This is a genomic window from Salmonella sp. 32010601201800023SM (genome assembly GCF_017572235.1).
Classification (GTDB): domain Bacteria; phylum Pseudomonadota; class Gammaproteobacteria; order Enterobacterales; family Enterobacteriaceae; genus Salmonella; species Salmonella enterica.
In genome coordinates, this window is the sequence record NZ_JAGEQS010000003.1 from 337,789 (window position 1) to 363,732 (window position 25,944).

Below are 25,944 nucleotides of genomic sequence, written 5' to 3' on the forward strand. Positions count from 1 at the left end.
GTCGTTCGCGGATTACGCTTCAACAATTGCCAGAATGTCGCTTTCAGACATGATCAACACTTCTTCATTGTCGATCTTTTCAGATTTCACACCGTAGCCATCGTTAAAAATAACGATGTCGCCAACTTTCACGTCCAGCGGCTGTACAGTACCGTTGTCCAGGATGCGACCCTTACCGACAGCGATGATTTCGCCACGAGTTGATTTACCCGCTGCGGAACCGGTCAGTACGATGCCGCCAGCAGATTTAGACTCAACTTCTTTACGTTTGACGATCACACGATCATGTAACGGACGAATACTCATTGATAGCTCTCCTTTGAGAAAGTCATTATCAGTTATGGGTGACGCCGGCCCGTAAACGGTTTCCCGGCTGGTGACCAGAGAGATGGGGATGGGGTTTTGCCCCTTCAAGGGGGGAGATGAAAAAAAATTCTTCTGAGCGAAAAAAGCGGTAAAAACGCTACTTATCTCACGTTTACCCAAGGTTTAGAACATCCTGCTATAAGAAAAGGCGTGTGTGATACGCTTAAAAATGTCTGTCGTCACCTGACGTTACAATGCCGCCGGATAATGAGCTGATGAATGAACTAAAAAAAGAGCTTGGGTTGGTTCAGGGCGTTATCTTGTTAACCACATCATTATTAGGGACTGGCGTTTTTGCGCTTCCGGAGCTGGCTGCGCTGGCGGCAGGCGACATCAGCCTTTGGGCATGGCCGCTGCTCATTATTTTGATTTTCCCTATTGCGATTGTCTTTGCTGTGCTGGGGCGTCACTTTCCACACGCTGGCGGCGTAGCGCATTTTGTCGGGATGGCATTTGGCCCGCGTCTGCAACGAGTGATCAGTTGGCTGTTTTTATCAGTCATTCCTGTTAGTTTTCCCGCAGCCTTGCATATTGCGGTGGGTTTCGGCCAGGCGCTGTTTGGCTGGCAAAGCGAACAGCTCTTATTTGGGGAGCTGGGTACTCTAGGTTTACTATGGTTTATGGGATCGCGCGGCGCCAGCTCCAGCGCCAACCTGCAAGCCATTATCGCTGGATTAATTATCGCGCTTATTGCCGCCATTCTGTGGAAAGGCGCGATTAAACCTGCAGATATCACCTTCCCAGCCGCAAACGAAATCACCTTTTCCCGGCTGTGTACCGCCCTGGCGATCATGTTCTGGGGATTTGTGGGAATTGAGGCTTTTACGCATTTGTCGTCTGAATTTAAAAATCCTGAACGTGATTTTCCGCGCGCATTGATCATTGGCCTGATGCTGGCCGGCTCCATTTATTGGACCTGTACCGCCGTGGTGCTGCATTTTGGCGTCTATAGCGACAAGATAGCGGCAACAGCATCGCTACCGCTTATTATTGTTCATCTCTTCGGTATCCAGGCGTTGTGGATAGCCTGCATTATTGGTTATCTCACCTGCTTTGCCAGCCTGAATGTGTATGCTCAGAGTTTTGCGCGTCTGATATGGACGCAAATGCAATATCAGCCCGATCACTATCTGGCTCAACTCTCTCCCGGGCGCCTTCCCTTGCACGCGTTAAACGTTATTCTGGCCTGTTGTTGCGTGAGTTCCCTGGTCGTCTACGCCCTGAAGATTAACCTCAATGCGCTGATCGTCTATGCTAACGGTATTTTTATTATGCTCTATCTGCTTTGTATGCTGGCGGGCTGTCGACTATTGAAAGGGCGCTGCTATGCACTGGCGGTGACGGGTTGTCTACTGTGCCTGTTATTGCTGGTAATGCTGGGGTGGAAAAGCTTATATGCCATTATCATGCTGGCAGCATTATGGCTGTTTTTACCGAAGCGAAAACGCATGGCGTAAGACGTATCTGTTGGCCGGATAACGCCTCACGCGACTTATCCGGCCAGCATCTCTACCTTTAATCCCGACGATCGTCTTTATGTTCAATACGATCGCGATCGTCATCTTTACGCTGATACTCGCCGTCAAATGTTTCGCCACCGCCAGTACCCGCGCTAAACCCGCCGCCCGGCATCCGGGAAAAACGTAAATGCGGCAGCAACTTCAGCGTCAAATGTTTTTGCACTGGCGGTAACAAAAGGAGAAGGCCGAGAAAATCGGTGAAAAATCCCGGCAACAGGAGCAGTAAGCCAGCGATGATCAGCGATACACTCTTAATCATTTCTGCCGCCGGGCTCTCACCGGCCGCCATTTTTTGTTGCATCAGCAAAAAGTTTTTAAAACCCTGGTTACGTACCAGCGACATACCGATAACAGACGTAAAAATCACCAGGATTAACGTCATCAGGACGCCAAGCACATGGGCGACCTGGATAAAGATAGAAATCTCAATGTAAACATAGAGAAAGACAGCTAAAAAGGGTATCCAGCGCAAAGGACTCTCCTGTAAGTCATGGCCGTCTGCGACGACCATTTGAATGGGGTTGCGATTCGCATCGATTCGATATGGTGGTGCGTAGCAAAATTTCAAGTGGTTTGTACACCTATTTTAGGTAGTAATACTAAAGCGGTGACCTATTTCACAAAATAATAAATAAGGGGTAAATTCCCACACTTTAAGTGATCCAGATTACGGTAGGAATTCTGAACCAGCATATGATCTCGTTTATCAGGCCGATGGAGGGGATAATCGTCGGTCAGAAAACATTCGAAATCACATATATCCTGTGTGTTTTAAAGTAAAAATCATTGGCAGCTTGAAAAAGAAGGTTCACATGTCAAACAACATTCGTATCGAAGAAGATCTGTTGGGTACCAGGGAAGTTCCAGCTGAAGCCTACTATGGTGTTCACACTCTGAGAGCGATTGAAAACTTCTACATTAGCAATAACAAAATCAGCGACATCCCTGAATTTGTGCGTGGCATGGTTATGGTAAAAAAAGCGGCGGCGCTGGCCAACAAAGAGCTGCAAACCATTCCTAAGAGTGTGGCGAACGCCATCATTGCCGCATGTGATGAAGTCCTTAACAACGGTAAGTGCATGGACCAGTTCCCGGTAGATGTCTACCAGGGCGGCGCGGGCACTTCCGTCAACATGAATACCAACGAAGTGCTGGCCAACATCGGGCTGGAACTGATGGGTCATCAGAAAGGTGAATATCAGTACCTGAACCCGAACGACCACGTGAATAAATGTCAATCCACTAACGATGCCTATCCGACAGGCTTCCGTGTAGCGGTTTACGCCTCTATCGTCAAACTGATCGATGCCATCAACCAGTTGCGTGAAGGTTTCGAACGTAAAGCGGTTGAATTCCAGGACATCCTGAAAATGGGTCGTACCCAGTTGCAGGACGCCGTACCGATGACGCTTGGTCAAGAATTCCGTGCGTTCAGCATCCTGCTGAAAGAAGAAGTGAAAAGCATCGAGCGTACTGCTGAGCTGCTGCTGGAAGTCAACCTTGGCGCAACGGCAATCGGTACTGGTCTGAACACGCCGAAAGAATACTCTCCGCTGGCGGTGAAAAAACTGGCTGAAGTCACTGGTTTCGCCTGTGTTCCGGCTGAAGATCTGATTGAGGCGACATCTGACTGTGGCGCATATGTTATGGTTCACAGCGCGCTGAAACGTCTGGCAGTGAAGATGTCCAAAATCTGTAACGACCTGCGCTTGCTCTCTTCTGGTCCTCGTGCCGGCCTGAACGAGATCAACCTACCGGAACTGCAGGCGGGCTCTTCCATCATGCCAGCCAAAGTGAACCCGGTAGTACCGGAAGTCGTAAACCAGGTATGCTTTAAAGTCATCGGTAACGACACCACCGTTACGATGGCGGCGGAAGCCGGTCAGTTGCAGTTGAACGTTATGGAGCCGGTTATCGGTCAGGCGATGTTCGAATCCATCCACATTCTGAGCAACGCGTGCTACAACCTGCTGGAAAAATGCGTTAACGGCATTACCGCGAATAAAGAAGTGTGCGAAGGGTACGTTTATAACTCCATCGGTATCGTCACTTACCTCAACCCGTTCATCGGCCACCACAACGGCGACATCGTCGGTAAAATCTGTGCTGAAACCGGTAAGAGCGTACGTGAAGTTGTGCTGGAGCGCGGCCTGTTAACGGAAGCCGAGCTGGACGATATTTTCTCCGTACAGAACTTGATGCACCCGGCTTATAAAGCTAAACGTTATACTGATGAAAGCGAACAGTAATCGTACAGGGTAGTACCAAAGAGGCACGTCACGATGACGTGCCTTTTTTCTTACAAGAAGTTACCAAATAACAACAATTTAATATCAACTTGTTAAACAACAAGGAAGGCTAATATGATAGTTGTCGAACTTATCATTGTTTTGCTGGCAATCTTTTTGGGCGCCAGACTTGGGGGCATCGGTATTGGATTCGCAGGTGGGCTGGGTGTTCTGGTACTTGCCGCCATCGGCGTGAAGCCAGGGACAATTCCATTCGATGTCATTTCCATCATCATGGCGGTTATCGCCGCGATCTCTGCTATGCAGGTCGCGGGCGGTCTGGATTATTTGGTAAACCAGACGGAAAAACTGCTGCGTAAGAACCCGAAATACATCACTATCCTCGCACCGATTGTGACCTATTTCCTGACTATTTTTGCTGGTACCGGGAACATTTCCCTGGCAACGCTGCCGGTTATTGCTGAAGTCGCGAAGGAGCAGGGAATCAAACCTTGCCGTCCGCTTTCGACCGCCGTGGTATCCGCGCAGATTGCGATTACCGCCTCGCCGATTTCTGCGGCCGTGGTGTATATGTCTTCTGTTATGGAAGGTCATGGCATTAGCTACATTCACCTGCTGTCCGTGGTTATCCCCTCTACGCTGCTGGCGGTGCTGGTGATGTCCTTCCTGGTCACGATGCTGTTCAACTCCAAACTGTCGGACGACCCAATTTACCGCAAACGTCTGGAAGAAGGGCTGATTGAACTGCGTGGTGAAAAGCAGATTGAAATCAAACCGATGGCAAAAAATTCCGTCTGGCTGTTCCTGCTGGGCGTTATCTGCGTGGTTGTTTATGCGATTGTTAACAGTCCGAGCCTCGGCCTGGTTGAGAAACCGCTGATGAACACCACCAACGCTATTTTGATCATCATGTTGAGCGTCGCAACGCTGACCACCATCCTGTGTAAAGTGGAAACTGACGCCATCCTCAACTCCAGTACCTTTAAAGCAGGGATGAGCGCCTGTATCTGTATTCTGGGCGTGGCGTGGCTGGGCGATACTTTCGTATCCGCTAACATCGACTGGATCAAAGACACTGCGGGTAGCGTCATCCAGGGTCATCCGTGGCTGCTGGCCGTCATCTTCTTCTTTGCTTCCGCGCTGCTCTACTCTCAGGCGGCAACGGCGAAAGCGCTGATGCCGATGGCGCTGGCGCTGAACGTCTCTCCGCTGACGGCAGTCGCTTCCTTCGCCGCCGTTTCCGGCCTGTTCATTTTGCCGACCTACCCGACTCTGGTTGCGGCGGTACAGATGGATGACACCGGTACAACCCGTATCGGTAAATTCGTCTTTAACCACCCGTTCTTCATCCCAGGCACCCTGGGCGTCGTTCTGGCTGTCTGCTTCGGCTTCCTGCTGGGCAGCTTTATGCTGTAAGTGTTTCACCCGCGGGGCGTATCACGCCCCGCATTCTCCCGCCCTTTGACTAACATCCTGCCCTCGTCCGTTGTATAGTGACCGTTCACTTGCGGGTCTTTTTGTTCTTTCGAGGTGTTTATGCTTGATGTTAAGAGTCAGGATATTTCCATCCCCGAGGCCGTTGTGGTGCTTTGTACCGCCCCGGATGAAGCTACCGCCCAGGATCTGGCCGCCAAAGTGCTGGCGGAAAAACTGGCCGCCTGCGCCACCCTCCTCCCCGGCGCGACATCGCTGTACTACTGGGAAGGCAAACTGGAGCAGGAGTATGAAGTTCAAATGATCTTAAAAACCACCGTTTCACATCAGCAAGCGCTTATCGACTGCCTGAAGTCTCATCACCCGTATCAAACGCCTGAACTTCTGGTTTTACCTGTTACTCACGGAGATACTGATTACCTCTCATGGCTCAACGCATCTTTACGCTGATCCTGCTGCTGTGCAGCACATCCGCCTTCGCCGGATTATTCGACGCGCCGGGTCGCTCGCAGTTCGTCCCTGCCGACCGGGCGTTTGTTTTTGATTTTCAGCAAAATCAACACGATCTTACCCTCTCCTGGCAGGTAAAAGAGGGTTACTACCTTTACCGTAAACAAATCAGTATCACGCCGACGAAAGCGGATATCGCCGCAGTCCAACTCCCGACAGGCGTCTGGCATGAAGATGAGTTCTACGGAAAAAGCGAAATCTACCGTAAGCGGCTAAACGTTCCAGTAACGGTTAACCAGGCGGCGGCTGGCGCGACATTAACGGTAACGTACCAGGGGTGCGCCGATGCGGGATTCTGTTATCCGCCGGAAACGAAAACGGTGCCGCTAAGTGAAGTCGCCGCGGCAATAGACGCCACGCCGACGCCTGCTGTCACCCAGACGAGTGAGACGTCAAAACCCGCCGCCCAGCTACCTTTTTCCGCGCTCTGGGCGCTGCTGATCGGCATAGGCATCGCCTTTACGCCCTGCGTTTTACCCATGTATCCGCTGATTTCCGGTATTGTCCTGGGGGGAAGGCAACGTTTGTCGACGGGGCGCGCACTGCTGCTGGCCTTTATCTATGTACAAGGGATGGCGCTGACCTATACCGCACTGGGTCTGGTCGTCGCCGCGGCGGGATTACAGTTTCAGGCGGCGCTGCAGCACCCTTATGTGTTAATCGGCCTTGCCATCGTGTTCACCCTGCTTGCGTTGTCGATGTTTGGCCTGTTCACACTACAGCTCCCCTCCTCACTGCAAACCCGGCTGACATTAATGAGTAATCGTCAGCAAGGCGGCTCGCCCGGCGGTGTTTTTGTTATGGGAGCGATTGCCGGATTAATTTGCTCGCCCTGTACTACAGCGCCGTTAAGCGCGATCCTGCTTTATATCGCTCAGAGCGGCAACATGTGGCTGGGCGGCGGTACGCTGTATTTGTATGCATTAGGTATGGGTCTGCCGCTAATGCTGGTCACCGTGTTTGGCAACCGTCTGCTACCGAAAAGCGGCCCGTGGATGGCGCATGTTAAAACCGCTTTTGGTTTCGTGATCCTCGCGTTACCGGTCTTTTTACTGGAGCGGATTATTGGCGAGGCTTGGGGTTTACGTCTGTGGTCGCTGCTGGGCGTCGCTTTCTTTGGTTGGGCCTTTATCACCAGCCTTCAGGCCAGACGAGCGTGGATGCGTATCGTACAGATTATCCTGCTGGCGGCAGCGCTCATTAGCGTGCGGCCTCTACAGGATTGGGCGTTCGGATCGCCATCCGCGCAAGCTCCAGCGCACCTCAATTTCACGGCTATTTCTACCGTGGACGAACTCAATCAGGCGCTGGCGCAGGCCAAAGGCAAACCCGTTATGCTGGATTTCTACGCCGACTGGTGCGTGGCCTGTAAAGAGTTTGAAAAGTATACCTTCAGCGATCCGCGGGTCCAGCAGGCGCTCGGCGACACGGTGCTCTTGCAGGCTAACGTCACCGCTAACAATGCGCAGGACGCCGCGCTGTTAAAGCATCTGCAAGTCCTCGGGCTGCCCACCATTCTGTTCTTTAATGCCCAAGGCCAGGAACAGCCGCAATCGCGAGTCACCGGCTTTATGGACGCCGCCACCTTTAGCGCGCATTTGCACGATCGCCAACCGTGAGCGACACTTGCAAAAGCAAAGACGGAGGAGAATACCGTGCAACGTGAAGATATTCTGGGAGAAGCCCTGAAATTACTGGAGACGCAAGGGATAGCCGATACTACGCTGGAAATGGTGGCGGAGCGCGTAAATCGCCCACTCGACACATTACAGCGTTTCTGGCCAGATAAAGAAGCCATTTTATATGACGCGCTACGTTATCTGAGTCAGCAGGTAGATATCTGGCGACGCCAGCTTCTTCTTGATGAGACGCTTTCTGCTGAACAAAAGCTACTGGCACGCTACAGCGCGCTTTCGGAATGTGTCAGTAATAACCGTTATCCTGGTTGCTTGTTCATTGCCGCCTGTACGTTTTATCCCGACCCAACCCATCCTATTCACCAACTGGCCAATCAACAAAAACGCGCGGCACATGATTTTACCCATGAGCTACTGACCACGCTGGAAATTGACGATCCGGCGATGGTCGCAAGGCAGATGGAGCTGGTGCTGGAAGGTTGTCTCAGCCGAATGCTGGTCAACCGCAGTCAGGCTGATGTAGATACCGCTCAGCGGTTGGCGGAAGATATTCTGCGTTTTGCACAGTGCCGTCAGGGTGGCGCGCTCACCTGACGGGTACTGATTTTATGCATTTTGCCTGAAAAGCAGGCAGTCAGCGCGCTTTTATCACTTTTTTCGTGTAAAGCCGTTGACGACCGCGCCCCTTTACGGTTTAATGCGCCCCGTTGCCCGGATAGCTCAGTCGGTAGAGCAGGGGATTGAAAATCCCCGTGTCCTTGGTTCGATTCCGAGTCCGGGCACCACTTATTCAGAAAACCCAGCCTATGGCTGGGTTTTTGCTTTTCTGGGAATGGAAATCCGTAGCCCCCATCTCTGGCCTGACTAGCTATAACGAGAAGGCCAGATTTTCTCTGGCGCAACGCCCAGCGCTTCGTCGATCAGCCGCTCACCTTTGGGCCAGGGTCAAAAGCTTACTTAGCTACAGGGAGATTATTACCAGTAATAACGCCTATCACTTCATCTGACGGTTCGCTAACCCCGACAAGTGAGTCCAATATCTCCGCCATGAACTTTTTCATCACTGAAAACAATAATCCCTTCGCCAGTTTTGGCATTTTTTCTTTGTCGGCTTCTTTATTCTTAAATACTGTTTCCGACTCTTGTTCATAATCATAAATTAATACTCAGCACATCATGACTGATGGTAGTTACCGGGGTAACAGAGCACATAGTTTAAAATACTTATTCATAGTTTGTTATTACGGAAAGATTTTAACCTAATGCGTGTCAGTCAGGCACGCAGATAAAAAACAACCGGGGAGAAAATTTAAACAAAATGCTGTTAGCCGGAAGTACCGGTATTGTTCTGTTGTCCGCTGCAGTCAGTCCGGTATGGACAGACGATAATGCCAGTACAGCGTCCTGCTTTTTTACCTGTATGTTGAATAACCATTGCAATAAATCATTATAGGATTACATCTGTTTATTATTGCCTGATCCGGAGTGAGTCTTTATGAAAAGTCGTTATTTAGTATTTTTTCTACCACTGATCGTAGCTAAATATACATCAGCAGAAACAGTGCAACCCTTTCATTCTCCTGAAGAATCAGTGAACAGTCAGTTCTACTTACCACCACCGCCAGGTAATGATGATCCGGCTTTCCGCTATGATAAGGAGGCTTATTTCAAGGGCTATGCGATAAAGGGTTCCCCACGATGGAAACAAGCTGCTGAGGATGCAGATGTAAGCGTGGAAAATATAGCCAGAATATTCTCGCCAGTAGTGGGTGCTAAAATTAATCCCAAAGATACGCCTGAAACCTGGAATATGTTACAGAATCTTCTGAAAATGGGCGGCTACTACGCTACTGCTTCGGCAAAAAAATATTATATGCGTACCCGCCCCTTTGTCTTATTTAATCATTCCACCTGCCGTCCTGAAGATGAGAATACTTTGCGAAAAGATGGCTCTTACCCTTCCGGGCATACTGCTTATGGTACACTTCTGGCATTAGTATTATCCGAGGCCAGACCGGAACGCGCGCAGGAGCTCGCCAGACGAGGATGGGAGTTCGGGCAAAGCAGAGTGATATGCGGTGCTCACTGGCAAAGCGATGTTGATGCTGGTCGTTATGTGGGAGCAGTAGAGTTTGCAAGACTGCAAACAATCCCGGCATTTCAGAAGTCACTGGCAAAAGTCCGTGAGGAGCTGAACGACAAAAATAATTTATTGAGTAAAGAAGATCACCCCGAACTTAATTACTGAAGGTGAAAGTCTTCCCGCAAACTGACCACAGCAAATGAAAGGAAGTGCAACTGCGTAGGGGCGGCCGGGCGTGAGACTGTAATTAAAATTGTGTAAGTGCCTGTTTTTGATATGTTCACTCCAGTAACAGAGACAGGCAATTATGGACGAAAAGAAACTTAAAGCCCTTGCGGCTGAAGTGGCTGAAGGCCTTAAAACCGAAGCCGATCTCCATGCTTTTTCCCGCATGTTGACGAAGCTTACCGTCGAAAAAGCGCTCAATGCGGAGCTGGCTGACCACCCCGGGTATGAGAAAAATGCGCCCAAAACAGGCTCAAACACCCGCAATGGCTACTCGTCAAAAACGGTGTTATGCAATAACAGCGAGATCGAACTGAACACGCCGCGTGACCGTGAAAATACCTTCGAACCACAGCTGATTAAGAAGCACCAGACGCGCATTACGCAGATGGACAGCCAGATTTTATCCCTCTGCGCCAAAGGCATGACTACCCGCGAAATCGTTGCCACATTCAAAGAAATGTACGACTCCGATGTGTCGCCAACGCTGATATCTAAAGTCACCGACGCCGTAAAAGAGCAGGTCACTGAGTGGCAAAACCGACAAATGGATACGCTGTATCCCTTTGTTTATATGGACTGTATGTTGTCAAAGTTCATCAGAATGGCAGTGTGATAAACAAAGCAGTTTTCCCTGCGCTGGGGATCAATACCGAAGGCCAGAAAGCGTTGCCGGCATGTGGCTGTCCGGAAATGAAGGCACAAAGTTCTGGCTAAGCGTGCTGGCGGAGCTGAAAAAGCGGGGCCTTCAGGACATCCTGATTGCCTGTGTGGACGGTCTGAAGGCCTTCCCGGATGCGATAAACAGCGTCTTCCCGAAATATCCGCAAATCAGCAAAAGCTGGCGTGCGCACTGGGAAAACCTCAATACGCTCTTCAGTTATCCGCCGGATATCCGCAAGACCATCTACCATCTACACTACAAACGCAGTCGAATCCCTGAACAGCGTGATCCGCGCCGCGATTAAGAAACGCAAAGTGTTCCCGACGGATGACTCGGTACGAAAAGTTATTTATCTGGCAATCAAGGATGCATCAAAAAAATGGAGTATGCCGATCCAGAACTGGCGACTGGCGATGAGTCGCTTTATTATCGAGTTCGGTGACCGCCTGAGCAATCACCTTTAATATATTAGCAGTTACATAGAATTACTGACAGGCTCAAAAAAAGAGACCAGATTTCAGTCTCTTTTTTATCACTCATAATAATAGTCAGTTATTTTCTTTTATTTAGCTCTTCCATAAAATTTACCCAATTTTTATATTGATAATCAAGATTGCGAATCTCGTCTGAGATGGTTGATTGCTGCTGTATGAGACCACGTTTCTTTGCTATCAACTCTTGTAAACCATCATCGAGCGCCTTCATTTTCGCTTTTATCTTCTCATTAATTTCATTATATTTTACGGAGTATTCTTCTTTATGTTTTTCTAATACAGCACGTTTCTCCGCCCTTATGTCATCAAAATCACTCAACCTGTAATTCTTTAATTTTTCCCGGCGAGCCTTCATTGCTGGGTCGAAAACTTCAGCATTGTACTTCTTCTCAAAATAATAAGGAGCATTTTCTTTATTAAAGAGTTCCAGCTCTTTATTCAAATCACGCTGAACAAAATAACGGCTTTGTGTTTTTCCATCTTCCCCTTTCCCCCAATACTCATCGATTTCTTTATTAATAACTAATATATTAGTTTTAACTTTTGCGATATCATTATTTAATTCGTTTAGTTTTGATTTCTTCCTGGCATATTCATCTTTAATTGCATTTATTTTATCATCAAAACCTGCTCCATCCATGATGATATATTTACCGTCAGTTTCAACATTAGGAATTGGATTGCCTTTTGGTGTTTCTGACATTTGTAATGAAGAAAATATTGTTTTCCATCCAGTATCTTTATTACCAAGACTGTTCAAAGTTGCTGAGAATTTAATATCTTTGCCTTTATCCCACGATTTTTGAACAACAATATAATCAGTTAACGAGGCAACTGGCGTATACAGATCGTAGCCAGTAGAAAGTAAGCCATCAGCAGCATATGTTCTCTTATTTCCATCAACCGATGTTTCCTTGATATCAATTGAATCAAGGATAAGACGCCCATGAAATTGATTACTAAATTGTTCTTTCAAGACTTTCTCTGTAGGGGTGTTATCGTCACCGCATCCGCTAATTAATAGCGAAACCAATAAACCACACAAAAATTTTCCATTCATAACATTCATCCCAGAAATTAATAATATGCAATAAAATCATTTCAGCATCACACAACGAGTTAGCAAATTCAATATTTAATGATGTGTTATTTTTATTATAATACTGTGTCTTTATTTTTAAACCACCAGGACTCGCTATCTTAATGAAAGACAATACCTCTAATAAATCAGATAGTTGGAAAGTAATTTTTTAATGGGCTGGCTGAAGCCATTAAAATGATTTTTTCAATCATCCTTACTGTAGCCGGAGGTAAAGCTGTTACTTCAACTGACGATGAAGAACAACAGGCAGACTACAGAAATGGACTGATCCTACCCGCGTAATATGGACACAACCCTAAGCAAGGTTCTGGTTTTCAAATTGTTCCGGACTGAGACTGCCACAGGCACTGTGACGACGCCGTTGATTGTAATCACACTCGATATCATTAAACACTGCTGTCTGCATTATTTCCCGGCTGGCAAAGCCCTCTCCGTGGATACATTCCACCTTCAGCGTGTGAAAGAAGCTTTCTGCACAGGCATTGTCATAACAACAGCCTCTGGTGCTCATACTCCCCCGCAGATTATGTCGTTTCAGTAAGCTCTGCTAATCCGTTGAATAGTACTGACCACCTCTGTCTGTATGCACGCTGACTTTCCCAGTCGTTTACGCCGCCATTGCACCATCTGTAACGCATCGCAAGCTGGCCGCTACGGTTTTTATGTTATACATCCGTCAGGCGTGGCGCACCATAGCGCTGTTTGCGTCACTGAATGCCTCCCGGGCGACGTTATCACAGATAAGGCGGAACTGCTGACGCTGGTTTATCTGATGACGACGCTGATGCCAGACGTACCAGCCACTACGGGCAACCTGAAGTACACGGCACATGGCTTTGGTACTGAATTCAGCCTGATGTTTTTCGATGAAGACATACTTCATTTCAGGCGCCTCGCGAAGTATGCCGCGGCCTTCTGGAGAATGGCCAGTTCCTCATCCCCTTCTGCCAGCGGACGCTTCAGATGGGCGATCTCTGCGGGCATCGCCTGTTCGCGGTCAGAAGAAGAGAGCTGATTTTGCTGTTTGCTTCGCCAGTTGTAGAGCTGTGATTCATACAGGTTAAGCTCGCGGGCGGCAGCGGCCCCCCAATGCGTTCAGCCAGTTTCAGGGCTTCCTGCGAAATTCAGGCGTGTGCTGCTTGCGTGGCTTTTTGGTGGTTGATGCTGGTTTTTTCATATGAGTCACCTCTTGCTTGAGAGTTTACTCACTTAGTCACGTGACCACTATTGCTGGGTAAGATCAAAGAACCTCACTAACGTGTTACACCGTTTTTCATAAAGCCAACCATACGATTGAATGCTTCCCCTCCCCTCAAACTTCCGGATATCGCTACACCGTCTACCCGCCGCAGTATATATTTACCGCGTTGTATGCCTTTCCTGGCCGAGAGCGTTAATATTTACATCCAGGATAAACCTTATCACAAATTAACATCAGATCTTATACCTCATGCTAACTACCTCCATGAAATTAAAGAGCTATTCTCTAAAAGATTAAAGGCAATTATTACTTAATTCAAATTTTAAAGAGATAAATTGATAATAACATGAGCCAATTCTTGTAAATTTCCATCTTTTTTTTATACGCGACATAGTTTTTTAACGATACTATAATATGTAGAAATGCAATATAAAATAGCATTTCCCATAGAAAATGAAAAGATCGCCACCTGATACCTTAAGTTCGCAAATAATTATATAGCTATATATTAGTTTTCTTTTGAAATATTTTTCAGAATAATTTTTGATTTACACGCACATTTAATAAAAGGAAATTATCATGCTAAAAGTATTTAATCCCTCACCTGTCCAGGTGGGGAGCATTGAATGTTTACAATCAGCGCAAAACTGGCAGAGGAAATCCTTATCACTTCAGGGATTAAATTTACTGCAGTCCGTACTCATCAAGCTCACCACGGGTAAAATTTCAATTACGACATCGTCCGGGGAGTATATTACGGCATCAGGGCCAATGTTAATATTTTTAGCTAAAGATCAAACTATTCATATCACTATGGAAGAGACTCATGAACAGTTAAATTATAACTTAATTGAATTAGATTCAGCGTCAATAAAAAATGCTTATAATTTTTTTCTGTATGAACATGCAGACTTTTCGGCCCCATTAACAAAACCGACGACAAAACATCTGTTAGCGCCAATAGAAACAGGCGTAGCAAGAGTATTCAACCTTTTACACTCTTCAAATAAAAGCCAGAAATTATCCCAAGATAAAAAGGAATATTTAATAAGATTTCTACTTTCAGAGTTCATCTATGAACCTGAAGCATTTGCCCTCTTTAGAGAACTATCGCAAAATACATTAGCCGAAAATATCTATAATATTATTATAAGCGACATAAGTCGAAAATGGGCGCTCAAGGATATTTCTGACTCACTCTATATGAGTTGCTCCACATTAAAAAGGAAATTGAAACAAGAGCACACCTCATTCAGCGAAGTTTACCTTAATGCGCGAATGAATAAAGCGACAAAACTTCTACGCAATAGTGAATATAATATTACTCGAGTGGCTTATATGTGTGGTTATGATAGTGCTTCTTATTTTACATGCGTTTTTAAAAAACATTTCAAAACTACACCATCGGAATTTTTAGCGTTTTTATCTTCCTCTCGTCATCAATATGTTAATTGAGATATCTGACAATGCAGTATAAGAACAAAGCAAAACATATTAATATAAGAGACGGGATTCTGTTGCTCGCTAAAAAATTCGACCTAACATTGAGCGAGAAAAAAGTTATTTATTACGTGGCAGCAGGATTATCTGTTAAAAGTTGCTCAAATTTATTAGATCGAAATATAAAAACGATTTCAACACAAAAGAGATCAGCCTATAAAAAAATGGATATTACTACTGATGTTGAATTAATCCATTTGATGCTGAATGAGTTTTACATATCAGTCGATATTACGTAATTTTTTCTAAAATGTTGCCAGAGTGGTAGGCAAGGCAATTCTGGATATCATCTTCAGAGATCGGTGTGATATCTACGTTGTTTAATTTAACTGTTCCCGTATAGTAATGACTGGAATTTGATAGTGCTTTGATTAAAGAAGATTTACCTGAACCTGATGTACCGATAATACCCATAAAATCTCCGGGAACAACAATGAATGAAAGCTGTTCAATCAGTGTTCGTTCCGCAAACGCTATGGGTAATTCTTCGCTGTCTATCGGCTGGCTGACGATCAACTCTACACCGCCAGTGTCGATAACGATACCGGTAACTGGCATGTTTCTGTTCCGCAATCCGCTATTCTGTCGGGGGAGAATCAGTATACCATAACGGCCACCGATCCCGCCGGTAATAGCGCCACCGCCAGTGTAACATTTACAGGTACATCGCCCACGGAAAATCCGGTCAACAAGAGTTCCGGCGTAGATGAAATGATTATGCCTGATAACTAAACATCACCATGCGAGGTCTCTTCGGAGGCCTGCTGAAAAAACAGAATAATATTCATTGTCTGTTAATTATTACAGAGAGAGTTAATTTATAAAAAAAAGCGGCAGACTACGCTGCCGCAAATATGAGGAGGACAATTACCGTTACGCTACACCACAAAGTAATCCGTTACTGAGGTAAGTAAAACATAAATATCCCCAACAATGAATCAACGAATCAAACAATCGTCAAATCATGGTATTAATAACCTTGTTCTGTTTTAGCATACTGTGACAGTAAAAATAGATTTTAGTCATTCTGTATATCACACGAAAATTTATAAAACAGATTTGGTTCACTCACAATATACAAATTATTTTCATTATCCATGGCAATCCCTTCTGGCTGGGGGATATCGTCTCTGAGCCCTGACCACTCCGCCGTCAGGAACAATCGATCGCGCACCCGCCACTCGGAACTGACCTCAAGAATCATTTTTGACTCGTCCGACAACACCAGCAGCGAATCCGTTGGGGCATGGTATTCAAGTCCGGAGACATCGCTCACACTCGCAGTGATGGCAGAAGGCAACGCTCTGGTGATACCATTTTTTCTCATCTCTACTTCTTTGATCATAATGGGTTTTCTTTCTTTTGCGGCATATAATCTCTCATTTTTCGCATCCCATGCCGTACCTTCCAGCCCTTTATTTTTTGCTTTGTCATAGCCCTCAAGCTTCACCATGGAGATTATCTGCATGGCGCCGCGCTGAATATCCACCTGTGTTTTATAGACCGCGCCATCTTTCTCACTGCCTATCTGGAACTGGTTGCCCCCACTCCATGCAATAGACTCCGGGTCGTGGATACCCTGCAGCGGCATCCGCCCTACCAGCTGCCCTTCTGTCGTTAACCAGACCAGTTCAGGGGGATTATTAATAACGGCGAAAAGCATCCTGTCTTCGGCGGAGTAGGTCAAACCTGAAAGGTTACTCTTAACTCCTGCGACTGGTTTTTGCTGAATAACCGCTTTATAGCTACTCAGTGCTAGCGCCGAGGGTTTATCACCATATTTGAGGATCAGTTGATAAATATAGCGTATATCGTCCCTGACCATAAATAAAATCACGCCCAAGAGTACAACCACAATAACGCGTTTTAGTAATCTCATAAAAAATCCATAGCAGATCGCGTCACGACTGATGTCGTAACGCATTTCTTAAAAATAAAGCCGATGTCCGATAGAATCGTTATTCGGTTATGGCGAGCGCCATTAGCATAGGCAAAATGAAATAGTGAGGGTTATCACAAAAAGCCCGATTTTAATCACTAACGTACCCTTTTTGTAAATTGACATAATCAAGAGGAGGGTAGTTTCGGCTAATTATTTAAATAGTACGTCTGCAAATTCGCCCCTGTATGCAGGGCAAATGACAAAAAGTGATAATTAATGAGATGTAACACCGCAATTTGATCTGCTATTGCTGCTCCCACTTCTATTCAACCGGGCAGCAAAAAAATGAAACTCAACCTTATTACCGTCAGCCTGGCTACGCTCGTTGCCGCTGGCGCATTCCCGGCCCATGCCGGTCCTCAGGCGCATGTCGTGTGCGGCTATCACCACACGCTGGGCGATGACGCGATTATGATGTTTGGTAAAGCGAATCAGGCGATGTGGCATGACTTTTTTGGCAACACCCACACCGATGCGGTCTCTACCTACCAGACGTTGCGCGCGCAACCCGATACCACCTGTGATAATAAAGCCGACAGCTCCGCTTACTGGGCGCCGTCCATGAAATTACCTGATGGTGAAATCGTAAATCCGGCCTACCAAAAGACCTATTATCAATCCACAAATGTAGCGCAATATCCGCTCCATCCATTCCCGGCCGGGCTGGAGTTACTGGCAGGCGATCATCACGGTACTGGCCCCAGTTCCGCAATCACCTTTTTATGTGCCAACGGCAAAGGTTACACCAACAAGGTAGGCGAAATATGCGGCCTGCGTAAAGCGGGCGATGCCGTCCAGTTTAATATCGGGATCGCTTTCCCCAACTGTTGGGATGGCGTCAACCTGAAACCAACCCATAGCCACAATAACGCTATCTATGCCGACCACGGGAAATGTTCCGCAGACTATCCGGTCAAAATCCCGACGGTGAATATGAACATCGCCTGGGTACTCCCGCAGATCTCCTCGCTGGATACGTCCAAAGTGGAATTGTCGATGGACCCGGTAATGCATGGCGAAACCCGGGAAGAGCGCTGGGGAAGTCTTTATACCGCCCATGCCGATTTTATGAATGGCTGGACGGAAGATGGCGCGCAGTTTATGACGGATCTATGTATGAATCAGGGACTGGATTGCGGCACTACGGTTCCTTACGCCTACAGTAAAGCGGAAGAAAATACCTGGGTAAGCAGCGAAGACGACAAGCCTCATGCCAGCGTCGATACCTTGTACGTACAGGATGACTGGACAAATGGCGGACGCACGCAGCACCCGGAAACGCTCACGCTGGTGAAATTTAAGATCCCGCCCCTGCCTGGCAATATGGACGCTTCGCTATTCAAATACCGTATTCGCCTTTTTGGCGGCAAAACGGAAACGAACGGCGCCGATCAAATTTTCTTTTACCCGACCAGCAGTGACTGGCACGTCAGTACCGTGTCCTGGAACAATAAACCGGCGATCAACTACCGTTCCGATGCCGTGTTATATCTGGACCATTCACATGAGTATCGCATGGTTGATGTCGATAAAGCGGTGCGCAAAGCGCTGGCGGAAGGGAAAACGGAAATATCCTGGTATATCGGCGGCGACCGTCAGGGAAATCACTACGACTTCACGCCAGCGGACTCAAAACAGAGCCTGGTGCTGGTGCTGACCGGTTTCAAAAAGACGCCGGAGCTGTAATAGTAAACTGTGCCCGCTGACGCAACAGCGGGCACGATGGCGGCACAAGTATTACGGCACGTCATCAAAACCTGACCAATACCTCAGAAAAACAACCGTTTATTCTCAGGCTGTAGTCCCTGTTGCTGCTGAACATCCTGCAGATAACAGGTCGCTACGACGGCAAGCCGGGCATAGAAGGCGCTGACGGTATTGCGTTGCAGCAATTCCAGATAGCGGAATCCCCAGGGCAGCAGATGCGCCTCCAGTAACCGGTTGGCCGCCACGTTGTCGCCTTGCGCCAGCAGATCGCTACAGGCCAATAGCATCAGGCCAAACTGATCTTCCGGCTCGCGTTCACGGTCAGTGAATACCATGCCCTGCGCCTGTAAAAAAGCTCGATAATCGGCGGTGGTTTCCCCCATCAGCAAATTATCTTTTTCCAGATAGACCGATCCCCAGGGCGGGACGGGCATCTTTCCCTGGCCTTCAAACAATACGGAAAATTGCCATGTAAGCGCATCATCATCCGGTAGCGACCATGACGCACACAGTGATTCAATAGGTCCACGATCGCGCCAGGGGTAAAGCTCAGGCAACGTTGGCAAACAATCGAACAACGCTTTCACCTCCGGCCTCTCAGGGGAGTAGTAAAACAGTGCGCCGAGGATACGCGGCAAAACAGCACGGGAAGGCATAGCAATAGCTCCTGAAATATTTCGCCTGATGACGCTACGCTGATCAGGCTTACATGGCACAAGCCGGGCAAAAACTACATTGGCAGCGTCCACAGATTGTAAAACGCAATCCTACCCGCCAACTCCGCCGCGATAACCACCACAGCCGTCATGGCCAGCACCGCAGCGCTCGATTTCAGGCGCGCGCAGACCACCACCCCGACCACGCCCGCCGCCAGCAATATCGCCTGGGCGGTAAACCAGCTATGCTGCGCAGCGGTCAGAGCGCTATCGGCGCTCATCAGCGTCGCCATATAGCCCGGGCGCAGACAAAAGCTCACCAAAATCGCCAACACGCTGACCAGGAGTCCCAGACGGCGCACGCCAAACAATGCCGCCAACGCGCCGCCGCCAACCAACGGCGTCAATATCATCATTGCCGTGGTGTAAGATGAACGCCAGGTCGCCACCGTCGGCAGTTGGTAAATCTGCGGAACGGCGTATAAGAAGACTACTCCGACTATCGCCGCCAACCAGACCAACGCGTTACACAGCGGCGTCGCCCGGTTCAGCAACAAACCGAGCGCCCCCAGCCCGCCGAGCGCCGCAAAAGCCGCCGACAGGACAATCTCGTTACTCATCGGCGAATGTCCGACGCGCAGCAGCATATTCAGCGCACGCAGCGGTTGCCCGACGTGGAAGGTGCCGACAATGACGCCCAGCCCAAACAGGCACATCACCGAGAACAGACCGATAGCCTTACGCCGCGGCGCGACCAGCCCCATTGCGCCGCCAATCAGCAGCAGAATAAACGCGCCGACCGCGCTCTGGGTAAAGACCGTAAAAAAGACCAGCGGTAACTCATGCATGGCGCACCTCCCGAATGTTCATGATTGCGCCTTCCGTATCGCCCGTGGGTCTCGCTTTCGGATGCGGTTTAATAATGAGGTTAGGATGGGTGAACGACGCCGAAGGTAGCGGCGCGATTTGATTCTCCGTGCCATATTTTGCCCGTAATTCATCGACAGGGCCGAAATCCAGCGCTCGCTGCGGGCAAGAATCCACACAAATAGGGCGCAGATTGTTCTCCAGTCGGTCAAGACAACCGTCGCATTTACGCATCACGTTTGCTTGCGTATCAAACTGCGGCGCGCCGTAGGGGCAGCGCATTTCACAATAGCGACAGCCGACGCATACGCTGTCATCCACCACGACCAGACCATCTTCTTTGCGTTTATGCATCGCCCCGGTCGGACAGCCGGAGACACATACCGGCTCATCGCAATGGTTACAAGCAATAGAGAGGTAGTAGGTAAAGGTGTCGTGATGCCAGCTTTCCCCCTCTTTCACCCAGCTTCCGCCGCCATATTCATAGACGCGGCGCAGTTTCGGACCGACATCCAGATCTTTATTATCCTTGCAGCTTACCTGGCAGGTTTTACAGCCTGAACAGCGCGAGGAGTCAACATAAAAGCCATACTGTTTCATCGTACATCACTCCTTAAGCGCGTTTAATTTCAACCAGATTGGTATGCTGCGGATTGCCTTTCGCCAGCGGCGAAGGGTGGTGGCTGGTCAGCGTATTGATACAGCCGCCGACATCAACGCCGTTGCCGTCAAGCCGCGTCCACGCGCCCTGCGGCATCGCCGCCACGCCGGGTAAAATGCGCTGGGTCACTTTACAGGGAAGCTCCACCACGCCGCGGTCATTGAATACATGCACCCGATCGCCGGACTTCAATTGGCGAGCGCTGGCGTCAATCGGGTTAATCCAGACTTCATCCGGCACCGCCTCATGCAGCATCAGCACATTGCTGTAGGTCGAGTGGGTATGCCCTTTGGTATGGAAGCCGCTTAACTGCAACGGATACTTCGCCGTCAGCGCTTTGTTAAGATGCGACTCTTTCGCCGGACAAAATTCCGGCAATGCGGGAATTCGCTCGCCTTCTGGCAACGTCCACGCTTGCGCCAGATCCGCCAGCGCCTGGGAGTAAATTTCAATTTTGCCCGACGGTGTGGAGAGTGGATTAGCCTCGGCGTCGGCGCGGAAATCGGCAAACGCAAGGCTCTGCTGCTCGGTAGCGATACGCTGGTCAATCACGCCCATCTCTTTCGCCACGCTCCACTCCGGCAGGTATGGACGTTTTTCACGGATCTGCTGATAGTGCATCTCCGCCCACTGCGCCTGAGTTCGGCCCTCGGTATATTGCTCGCGCAGTCCAAGATGCCCGGCGATATCCGCGCAGATGTCATACGTGCTGCGCACTTCCCACATCGGTTTAACGGTTTTCTGAATCGCAATCATATAGTTATGCGATCCCGCCGCATAGGAGCTGTCCACCAGGTCTTCCGCCTCAAGATAGCTGGTCTCCGGCAACAGCAGATCCGCATACATCGCGCTGGGCGTCATATGGTTTTCAATCACGATAATGGTTTCACACAGCGATTCATCCGCGAGAATTTGTCGGGTGCGGTTCGTTTCGCCGTGCTGATTCAGCAAGGTATTACCGGCCTGGTTGAAAAACAGCTTAATTCCGGTTTTTAGCCTGTCCGCGCCTTTCACACCCATTGTCGTCGCGGTCATTTTCTCCGGATGCTGAATGGCGTCCGTCCACAGATAGCAAGGAATAGAGGTTGTGATCGGATTCTTACCGACAGGCAACAATGGCACGCCATACGGCGTACCGTAAGGCCAGTTGCCATTGTTGGTGCCGGGCCGCCCGAAGTGGCCGGTTAACGCTGGCAGCGTCTGAATAGCACGCACGGTTTGTTCGCCGTTGGCATGACGCTGCGGCCCCCAGCCCTGGCAAATATAGCAGGCGCGCGCCGAGGCGATTTCGCGCGCCAGTTGGCGAATACGCGTTGCCGGAATACCGGTGATATCCGCCGCCCATTCCGGGGTTTTCGCGATACCGTCGTCGCCCGTGCCAAGAACATAATCTTTATAGCTGGCGTTAGGCGCAGCCGTGTCCGGCAAGGTGCTACGGTCATAGCCGACGCAATAGCGGTTTACCAGCGCCTCGTCGAGAAGCTGTTCGGTAATCAGCGTATGCGCTATGCCGGCGACTAACGCAGCGTCCGTGGTTGGGCGAATCGGTAGCCATTCGGCGTGTTCGGTAATCACCGAATCGGTATAGCGCGGATCGATAATAATGACCCGGGCTTTCGAGGTCTCCAGCGCCCGGCGCAGCTCTTCAACCTGACCGCCGCCGGACATCCGCGTTTCTGAGAGATTCAGGCCAAATAGCACCACCAGATCGGAATGCGCGATCTGCGTAAAATGGCTACCGACATAATCACCGTGGGTATAAGGCGTGGCGGTGGCGATTTGCGCCGTGGAATAGGTGTTGTGATAATTTAAATAACCGCCGGTGAGATTTAGTAATCTTATCCAGGCGGGTCTGCCCTGCGTGTGATAATACGCGCCGGATTGATAATTATAATAAATAGCTTCCCGGCCATATTTTTCGCTAACGCGCGTTAATTCTGCCGCAATAAAGGCTGTGGCCTCATCCCATGAAATACGTTTAAATTTTCCTTCGCCGCGTTTTCCCACTCTTTTCATCGGATACTTAATGCGATCCGGGCTATAAACGCGCCAGCGACTGGAACGCCCGCGCAGGCAGGGACGAATCTGATGCTCGCCGAATACCGCGTCATCTTTCGCGTCTTCCGGTTCAATACGCACAATGCGATCATTTTTCACGATAACCTTAAGCGGGCATCGGCTGCCACAGTTGACCAGACAGGCGCTGTGCCTGACGGTTTCGCCGTTGGCATCCTTCGGTATCGGGGTATCCTGCGCCTGGGCAGTGGTAGCAAAAGGCAGCGTAATCGCCTGGCTTAGCGTCACCGCCGCCCCTACTTTTGCAGTAGCGACAATAGCATCACGTCGGGTTATGGTTGTGTTCAGCCATTTTTTTATTTCCATTTTTTATTTCTCACATTGCTTCCATAATTATTAATAATATGTAATGAAAACTAATCATAATAGATTAAATATTTGTGCTGATTGATTGTGATCAAACGCATTCTGAACGTCAGTAAAAATAAAATGTGATACCGCATACGTTATTATAAAAATTAATGAAAAATTATTTTATGTAATTCTGATGAAAATAAATTACCCATCACGGTATCCGGCGATATTAATTAACGACATGACGTTTGCCAGTCGACATGAGCAGGTAGCGCCCCCTGCAAGGCAAGACGGGCTTTTCAACACTGGAGCAACATCGCCTATGCCTTTGAATTAGACGCCTCATCAGGGATAATAACCTTACGATTCGTCCGCTCAGGTCCACTATGAAACACTCCCTGCCATGCCGGGCGTTACGCAAACGCCCCATGAAACTCGGCACTACCGTCATTCTGATGGTCAGCGCCGTTTTGTTTTCGGTGCTCGTTGTGGTCCATCTGATCTATTTTTCGCAAATCAGCAGCATGACGCGCGACGCGCTGGCAGATAAAGCGCTGGCGGTGGCTCGCTCGCTGGCGGACTCTCCGGCAGTTCGCGAGGGGCTGAAAAAACCGCCTGCGGAAAGCGGCATTCAGACGCTCGCCGAAGCGGTGAGCCAGCATAATGGCTTTTTGTTTATTGTGGTGACCAACATGCAGGGCATCCGTTATTCGCACCCAGAAACGCAGCGAATCGGCCAACCGTTCAAAGGCGATGATATTCTGCTCGCGCTGCAGGGAAAGGAAAACGTTGCCATTAATCGCGGCTTTCTTGCCAAAGCGCTGCGCGTTTTCACACCGGTTTATGATGAACGTCACCGGCAGATCGGCGTGGTAGCGATTGGCCTGGAACTCAGTCACGTTACGCAGCAGATCAACAATAGCCGCGGCAGTATTATCTGGTCCATTCTGTTCGGCGCTCTGGTGGGGTTATTAGGCACGTATGCGCTGGTCAAGGTGCTAAAACGTATCCTGTTTGGCCTCGAACCCTATGAGATCTCAACCCTGTTTGAACAACGCCAGGCAATGCTGCAGTCAATCAAAGAGGGCGTTATCGCCGTGGATGATAGCGGCGAAGTCACGTTGATTAACCATGCGGCGCAGGCGCTGCTCGATTATCGAAAAACGCAGGATGACGCCAGATTATCCACCCTGAGTCATGCCTGGTCGCAGGTGGTGGACATTAGCGAAGTGTTGCGTGACGGTACGCCGCGCCGCGATGAAGAGATCATCGTCAAAGGCCGCCTGCTGCTGGTGAATACCGTTCCGGTGCGCAGCAACGGCGAAATTATCGGCGCGATATCCACCTTCAGGGATAAAACAGAAGTTCGCCAACTGATGCAGCGGTTGGACGGGATGGTGAACTACGCGGATGCGCTCCGTGAACGATCCCACGAATTCATGAACAAATTACATGTGATTCTGGGATTATTGCACCTGAAGAGTTATAAGCAGCTTGAAGCGTATATTATCAAGACGGCCAATAACTATCAGGAAGAGATCGGTTTGCTGCTGGGTAAAATAAAGTCGCCGATTATCGCTGGCTTTTTGCTCAGTAAAATTACTCGCGCCTCTGATTTCGGGCACAGCCTGGTGATAAGCAGCGACAGCCAGTTACCGGATAATAACAATGAAGATCAGGTTACGGTGCTGATTACGGCGCTGGGTAATTTGATTGAAAACGCGCTGGAAGCATTGAGCCAGGAATCCGGCGGCGAAATCAGCGTCTCGTTACACTACCGTCATGGCTGGCTGCATTGCGAAGTGAGCGATGACGGTCCGGGTATCGAACCTGAGCGCATCGAGGCGATTTTTGAAAAAGGCGTCTCGTCGAAAGGCGCCGAACGCGGCGTCGGTTTAGCGCTGGTTAAACAGCAGGTTGAAGCGCTTGGCGGCGTAATTTCCGTGGAGTCCGAGCCTGGGATCTTCACACAATTTTTTGTACAGTTACCCTGGGATGGAAAAAGGACCAGCCTATGATCAATGTATTAATTGTCGATGACGATGCGATGGTCGCGGAGTTAAATCGCCGCTATGTCGCGCAAATCTCCGGTTTTCATTGTTGTGGAACCGCTTCGACGCTGGAAAAAGCGAAAGAGTTTATCTTCAACAGTGAAAATCACATTGACCTAATCCTGCTGGATATCTACATGCAGCAGGAAAACGGATTGGATCTGCTGCCTGTCCTGCACAGCGCAGGCTGCAAAAGCGACGTTATTGTCATTTCTTCTGCCGCTGACGCCGCCACCATTAAAGATTCGCTTCACTACGGCGTGGTGGATTATCTGATCAAGCCTTTTCAGGCCACGCGCTTTGAAGAAGCGCTGACCGGCTGGCTACGTAAGAAAACGGCGATGGAAAAACGCCAGTATTACGAACAGTCTGAGCTTGACCTGCTCATTCACGGTAATTCATCCAGCGAGCAGGAGCCTCGTCGGCTACCAAAAGGGCTGACGCAGCAAACGCTACGCACCTTATGCCAGTGGATTGATGCGCATCAGGAGCAGGAATTTTCTACCGACGAGTTGGCCAACGAAGTGAATATCTCGCGCGTCTCCTGCCGTAAATATCTCATCTGGCTGGTGAATTGCCATATCTTGTTTACCAGTATTCATTACGGCGTGACCGGCAGGCCGGTTTACCGCTACCGCGTTCAGCCGGAACATTACTCTTTACTGAAACAATATTGTCAGTAAGGATACCGCATAAAGCCGACGC

Annotated in this window: 24 protein-coding genes, 1 tRNA gene and 4 pseudogenes; 18 read left to right on the forward strand and 11 right to left on the reverse strand. The window is 49.0% G+C overall.

What is annotated here, in order from left to right:
* Nucleotides 1-12: 12 nt before the first annotated feature.
* Nucleotides 13-306 carry a co-chaperone GroES gene (locus tag J4617_RS12460; protein WP_000027827.1) on the reverse strand — a complete coding sequence of 98 codons (294 nt, stop codon included), beginning with the start codon at nucleotides 304-306 and terminating at the stop codon, nucleotides 13-15.
* A 275-nt stretch (nucleotides 307-581) separates the two neighbouring features.
* Here J4617_RS12460 and yjeH point away from each other — a divergent pair, with 275 nt between their 5' ends.
* Nucleotides 582-1,823, forward strand: a complete 1,242-nt coding sequence (gene yjeH / locus J4617_RS12465) for an L-methionine/branched-chain amino acid transporter (protein ID WP_001670701.1) — start codon at nucleotides 582-584, stop codon at nucleotides 1,821-1,823.
* Nucleotides 1,824-1,881: 58 nt separating this feature from the next.
* Here the strand turns inward: yjeH and J4617_RS12470 are convergent, their stop codons facing one another.
* Nucleotides 1,882-2,358 (reverse strand): FxsA family protein, encoded by a 477-nt coding sequence (locus J4617_RS12470; RefSeq protein ID WP_001267291.1) that lies wholly within the window; start codon nucleotides 2,356-2,358, stop codon nucleotides 1,882-1,884.
* A gap of 340 nt (nucleotides 2,359-2,698) precedes the next feature.
* Between J4617_RS12470 and aspA the strand changes: the two genes are divergently transcribed.
* The 6 genes from aspA to J4617_RS12500 all read left to right on the forward strand — a co-directional run bounded on the left by aspA (nucleotide 2,699) and on the right by J4617_RS12500 (nucleotide 8,501).
* Complete coding sequence (aspA, locus tag J4617_RS12475) at nucleotides 2,699-4,135, forward strand: aspartate ammonia-lyase (RefSeq protein WP_000069440.1); 1,437 nt, start codon at nucleotides 2,699-2,701, stop codon at nucleotides 4,133-4,135.
* Nucleotides 4,136-4,249: 114 nt separating this feature from the next.
* Nucleotides 4,250-5,551 carry an anaerobic C4-dicarboxylate transporter DcuA gene (gene dcuA, locus J4617_RS12480; RefSeq protein WP_000637595.1) on the forward strand — a complete coding sequence of 434 codons (1,302 nt, stop codon included), beginning with the start codon at nucleotides 4,250-4,252 and terminating at the stop codon, nucleotides 5,549-5,551.
* A gap of 120 nt (nucleotides 5,552-5,671) precedes the next feature.
* Nucleotides 5,672-6,019, forward strand: a complete 348-nt coding sequence (cutA, locus tag J4617_RS12485) for a divalent cation tolerance protein CutA (RefSeq protein ID WP_000887832.1) — start codon at nucleotides 5,672-5,674, stop codon at nucleotides 6,017-6,019.
* Nucleotides 5,995-7,698, forward strand: a complete 1,704-nt coding sequence (locus J4617_RS12490) for a protein-disulfide reductase DsbD (RefSeq protein ID WP_017465786.1) — start codon at nucleotides 5,995-5,997, stop codon at nucleotides 7,696-7,698. The genes cutA and J4617_RS12490 overlap by 25 nt, the downstream gene beginning before the upstream one ends.
* A 36-nt stretch (nucleotides 7,699-7,734) precedes the next feature.
* Nucleotides 7,735-8,310, forward strand: coding sequence for a transcriptional regulator (locus J4617_RS12495; RefSeq protein WP_001188509.1), 576 nt, complete (start codon nucleotides 7,735-7,737; stop codon nucleotides 8,308-8,310).
* A gap of 115 nt (nucleotides 8,311-8,425) precedes the next feature.
* Nucleotides 8,426-8,501: transfer RNA gene (locus J4617_RS12500), tRNA-Phe, on the forward strand.
* 79 nt (nucleotides 8,502-8,580) lie between these two features.
* On the opposite strand, the gene J4617_RS12505 is transcribed toward J4617_RS12500, so the two are convergent.
* Nucleotides 8,581-8,640 carry a helix-turn-helix domain-containing protein gene (locus J4617_RS12505; protein WP_071527099.1) on the reverse strand — a complete coding sequence of 20 codons (60 nt, stop codon included), beginning with the start codon at nucleotides 8,638-8,640 and terminating at the stop codon, nucleotides 8,581-8,583.
* A gap of 394 nt (nucleotides 8,641-9,034) precedes the next feature.
* Here J4617_RS12505 and J4617_RS23010 point away from each other — a divergent pair.
* The 3 genes and pseudogenes from J4617_RS23010 to J4617_RS12515 all read left to right on the forward strand — a co-directional run.
* A pseudogene (locus J4617_RS23010) lies at nucleotides 9,035-9,121 on the forward strand (porin family protein); the annotation flags it as partial.
* A gap of 90 nt (nucleotides 9,122-9,211) precedes the next feature.
* Nucleotides 9,212-9,964, forward strand: coding sequence for a non-specific acid phosphatase (locus J4617_RS12510; RefSeq protein ID WP_000842430.1), 753 nt, complete (start codon nucleotides 9,212-9,214; stop codon nucleotides 9,962-9,964).
* 142 nt (nucleotides 9,965-10,106) lie between these two features.
* Nucleotides 10,107-11,152 (forward strand): annotated as a pseudogene (locus J4617_RS12515) (IS256 family transposase).
* A gap of 88 nt (nucleotides 11,153-11,240) precedes the next feature.
* On the opposite strand, the gene J4617_RS12520 reads toward J4617_RS12515, so the two are convergent.
* Both J4617_RS12520 and J4617_RS12525 read right to left on the reverse strand, forming a co-directional pair.
* Nucleotides 11,241-12,242 (reverse strand): DUF1202 family protein, encoded by a 1,002-nt coding sequence (locus J4617_RS12520; protein ID WP_022544691.1) that lies wholly within the window; start codon nucleotides 12,240-12,242, stop codon nucleotides 11,241-11,243.
* Between the two features lie 337 nt (nucleotides 12,243-12,579).
* Nucleotides 12,580-13,461 (reverse strand): annotated as a pseudogene (locus J4617_RS12525) (IS3 family transposase).
* Between the two features lie 116 nt (nucleotides 13,462-13,577).
* Between J4617_RS12525 and J4617_RS12530 the strand changes: the two are divergent.
* The 3 genes from J4617_RS12530 (at nucleotide 13,578) to rtsB (ending at nucleotide 15,224) form a co-directional block, all read left to right on the forward strand.
* On the forward strand, nucleotides 13,578-13,799 hold the full coding sequence (locus J4617_RS12530; protein ID WP_001576552.1) for a hypothetical protein: 222 nt from the start codon (nucleotides 13,578-13,580) through the stop codon (nucleotides 13,797-13,799).
* A gap of 265 nt (nucleotides 13,800-14,064) precedes the next feature.
* On the forward strand, nucleotides 14,065-14,940 hold the full coding sequence (locus J4617_RS12535; protein WP_000921674.1) for an AraC family transcriptional regulator: 876 nt from the start codon (nucleotides 14,065-14,067) through the stop codon (nucleotides 14,938-14,940).
* Nucleotides 14,937-15,224 carry a transcriptional regulator RtsB gene (gene rtsB / locus J4617_RS12540; protein WP_001269916.1) on the forward strand — a complete coding sequence of 96 codons (288 nt, stop codon included), beginning with the start codon at nucleotides 14,937-14,939 and terminating at the stop codon, nucleotides 15,222-15,224. The genes J4617_RS12535 and rtsB overlap by 4 nt, the downstream gene beginning before the upstream one ends.
* Here the strand turns inward: rtsB and J4617_RS23020 are convergent.
* Nucleotides 15,217-15,399 carry an ATP-binding cassette domain-containing protein gene (locus J4617_RS23020; RefSeq protein WP_024137289.1) on the reverse strand — a complete coding sequence of 61 codons (183 nt, stop codon included), beginning with the start codon at nucleotides 15,397-15,399 and terminating at the stop codon, nucleotides 15,217-15,219. The genes rtsB and J4617_RS23020 overlap by 8 nt on opposite strands.
* Before the next feature lie 19 nt (nucleotides 15,400-15,418).
* On the opposite strand from J4617_RS23020, the pseudogene J4617_RS23025 reads away from it, so the two are divergent.
* Both J4617_RS23025 and J4617_RS23030 read left to right on the forward strand, forming a co-directional pair.
* A pseudogene (locus tag J4617_RS23025) lies at nucleotides 15,419-15,517 on the forward strand (hypothetical protein); the annotation flags it as partial.
* A complete protein-coding gene (locus tag J4617_RS23030) occupies nucleotides 15,487-15,717 on the forward strand; it encodes an Ig-like domain-containing protein (RefSeq protein ID WP_071524070.1) in 231 nt (76 codons plus the stop codon). The pseudogene J4617_RS23025 and the gene J4617_RS23030, both read left to right, overlap by 31 nt.
* A gap of 286 nt (nucleotides 15,718-16,003) precedes the next feature.
* On the opposite strand, the gene J4617_RS12550 is transcribed toward J4617_RS23030, so the two are convergent.
* Nucleotides 16,004-16,909 carry a YjiK family protein gene (locus tag J4617_RS12550; RefSeq protein ID WP_208290695.1) on the reverse strand — a complete coding sequence of 302 codons (906 nt, stop codon included), beginning with the start codon at nucleotides 16,907-16,909 and terminating at the stop codon, nucleotides 16,004-16,006.
* 303 nt (nucleotides 16,910-17,212) lie between these two features.
* Here J4617_RS12550 and J4617_RS12555 point away from each other — a divergent pair, with 303 nt between their 5' ends.
* A complete protein-coding gene (locus tag J4617_RS12555) occupies nucleotides 17,213-18,613 on the forward strand; it encodes a DUF1996 domain-containing protein (protein ID WP_017466178.1) in 1,401 nt (466 codons plus the stop codon).
* A gap of 83 nt (nucleotides 18,614-18,696) precedes the next feature.
* Here the strand turns inward: J4617_RS12555 and J4617_RS12560 are convergent, their stop codons facing one another.
* The 4 genes from J4617_RS12560 to J4617_RS12575 all read right to left on the reverse strand — a co-directional run bounded on the left by J4617_RS12560 (nucleotide 18,697) and on the right by J4617_RS12575 (nucleotide 23,200).
* Entirely contained in the window at nucleotides 18,697-19,290 is a 594-nt protein-coding gene (locus J4617_RS12560; protein WP_017466179.1) for a molecular chaperone, read from the reverse strand.
* Nucleotides 19,291-19,364: 74 nt separating this feature from the next.
* Complete coding sequence (locus tag J4617_RS12565; protein ID WP_017466180.1) at nucleotides 19,365-20,138, reverse strand: DmsC/YnfH family molybdoenzyme membrane anchor subunit; 774 nt, start codon at nucleotides 20,136-20,138, stop codon at nucleotides 19,365-19,367.
* A complete protein-coding gene (locus J4617_RS12570; protein ID WP_000816143.1) occupies nucleotides 20,131-20,757 on the reverse strand; it encodes a DMSO/selenate family reductase complex B subunit in 627 nt (208 codons plus the stop codon). The genes J4617_RS12565 and J4617_RS12570 overlap by 8 nt, the downstream gene beginning before the upstream one ends.
* Nucleotides 20,758-20,770: 13 nt before the next feature.
* Nucleotides 20,771-23,200 carry a DMSO/selenate family reductase complex A subunit gene (locus J4617_RS12575; protein ID WP_000403481.1) on the reverse strand — a complete coding sequence of 810 codons (2,430 nt, stop codon included), beginning with the start codon at nucleotides 23,198-23,200 and terminating at the stop codon, nucleotides 20,771-20,773.
* A gap of 374 nt (nucleotides 23,201-23,574) precedes the next feature.
* On the opposite strand from J4617_RS12575, the gene J4617_RS12580 reads away from it, so the two are divergent.
* Both J4617_RS12580 and dcuR read left to right on the forward strand, forming a co-directional pair.
* A complete protein-coding gene (locus J4617_RS12580) occupies nucleotides 23,575-25,206 on the forward strand; it encodes a sensor histidine kinase (protein ID WP_017465945.1) in 1,632 nt (543 codons plus the stop codon).
* Complete coding sequence (gene dcuR, locus J4617_RS12585) at nucleotides 25,203-25,922, forward strand: two-component system response regulator DcuR (RefSeq protein ID WP_000611307.1); 720 nt, start codon at nucleotides 25,203-25,205, stop codon at nucleotides 25,920-25,922. Before J4617_RS12580 ends, dcuR begins: the two co-directional genes overlap by 4 nt.
* Nucleotides 25,923-25,944 lie beyond the last annotated feature (22 nt).

Bases quoted from the DNA above. Each gene is read 5' to 3' on its own strand.
- J4617_RS12460 (WP_000027827.1), bottom strand. From the start codon at position 306: ATGAGTATTCGTCCGTTACATGATCGTGTGATCGTCAAACGTAAAGAA.
- yjeH (WP_001670701.1), top strand. From the start codon at position 582: ATGAATGAACTAAAAAAAGAGCTTGGGTTGGTTCAGGGCGTTATCTTG.
- aspA (WP_000069440.1), top strand. From the start codon at position 2,699: ATGTCAAACAACATTCGTATCGAAGAAGATCTGTTGGGTACCAGGGAA.
- dcuA (WP_000637595.1), top strand. From the start codon at position 4,250: ATGATAGTTGTCGAACTTATCATTGTTTTGCTGGCAATCTTTTTGGGC.
- cutA (WP_000887832.1), top strand. From the start codon at position 5,672: ATGCTTGATGTTAAGAGTCAGGATATTTCCATCCCCGAGGCCGTTGTG.
- J4617_RS12490 (WP_017465786.1), top strand. From the start codon at position 5,995: ATGGCTCAACGCATCTTTACGCTGATCCTGCTGCTGTGCAGCACATCC.
- J4617_RS12510 (WP_000842430.1), top strand. From the start codon at position 9,212: ATGAAAAGTCGTTATTTAGTATTTTTTCTACCACTGATCGTAGCTAAA.
- J4617_RS12520 (WP_022544691.1), bottom strand. From the start codon at position 12,242: ATGAATGGAAAATTTTTGTGTGGTTTATTGGTTTCGCTATTAATTAGC.
- J4617_RS12535 (WP_000921674.1), top strand. From the start codon at position 14,065: ATGCTAAAAGTATTTAATCCCTCACCTGTCCAGGTGGGGAGCATTGAA.
- J4617_RS23020 (WP_024137289.1), bottom strand. From the start codon at position 15,399: ATGGGTATTATCGGTACATCAGGTTCAGGTAAATCTTCTTTAATCAAA.
- J4617_RS12550 (WP_208290695.1), bottom strand. From the start codon at position 16,909: ATGCGTTACGACATCAGTCGTGACGCGATCTGCTATGGATTTTTTATG.
- J4617_RS12555 (WP_017466178.1), top strand. From the start codon at position 17,213: ATGAAACTCAACCTTATTACCGTCAGCCTGGCTACGCTCGTTGCCGCT.
- J4617_RS12560 (WP_017466179.1), bottom strand. From the start codon at position 19,290: ATGCCTTCCCGTGCTGTTTTGCCGCGTATCCTCGGCGCACTGTTTTAC.
- J4617_RS12565 (WP_017466180.1), bottom strand. From the start codon at position 20,138: ATGCATGAGTTACCGCTGGTCTTTTTTACGGTCTTTACCCAGAGCGCG.
- J4617_RS12570 (WP_000816143.1), bottom strand. From the start codon at position 20,757: ATGAAACAGTATGGCTTTTATGTTGACTCCTCGCGCTGTTCAGGCTGT.
- J4617_RS12575 (WP_000403481.1), bottom strand. From the start codon at position 23,200: ATGGAAATAAAAAAATGGCTGAACACAACCATAACCCGACGTGATGCT.
- J4617_RS12580 (WP_017465945.1), top strand. From the start codon at position 23,575: ATGAAACACTCCCTGCCATGCCGGGCGTTACGCAAACGCCCCATGAAA.
- dcuR (WP_000611307.1), top strand. From the start codon at position 25,203: ATGATCAATGTATTAATTGTCGATGACGATGCGATGGTCGCGGAGTTA.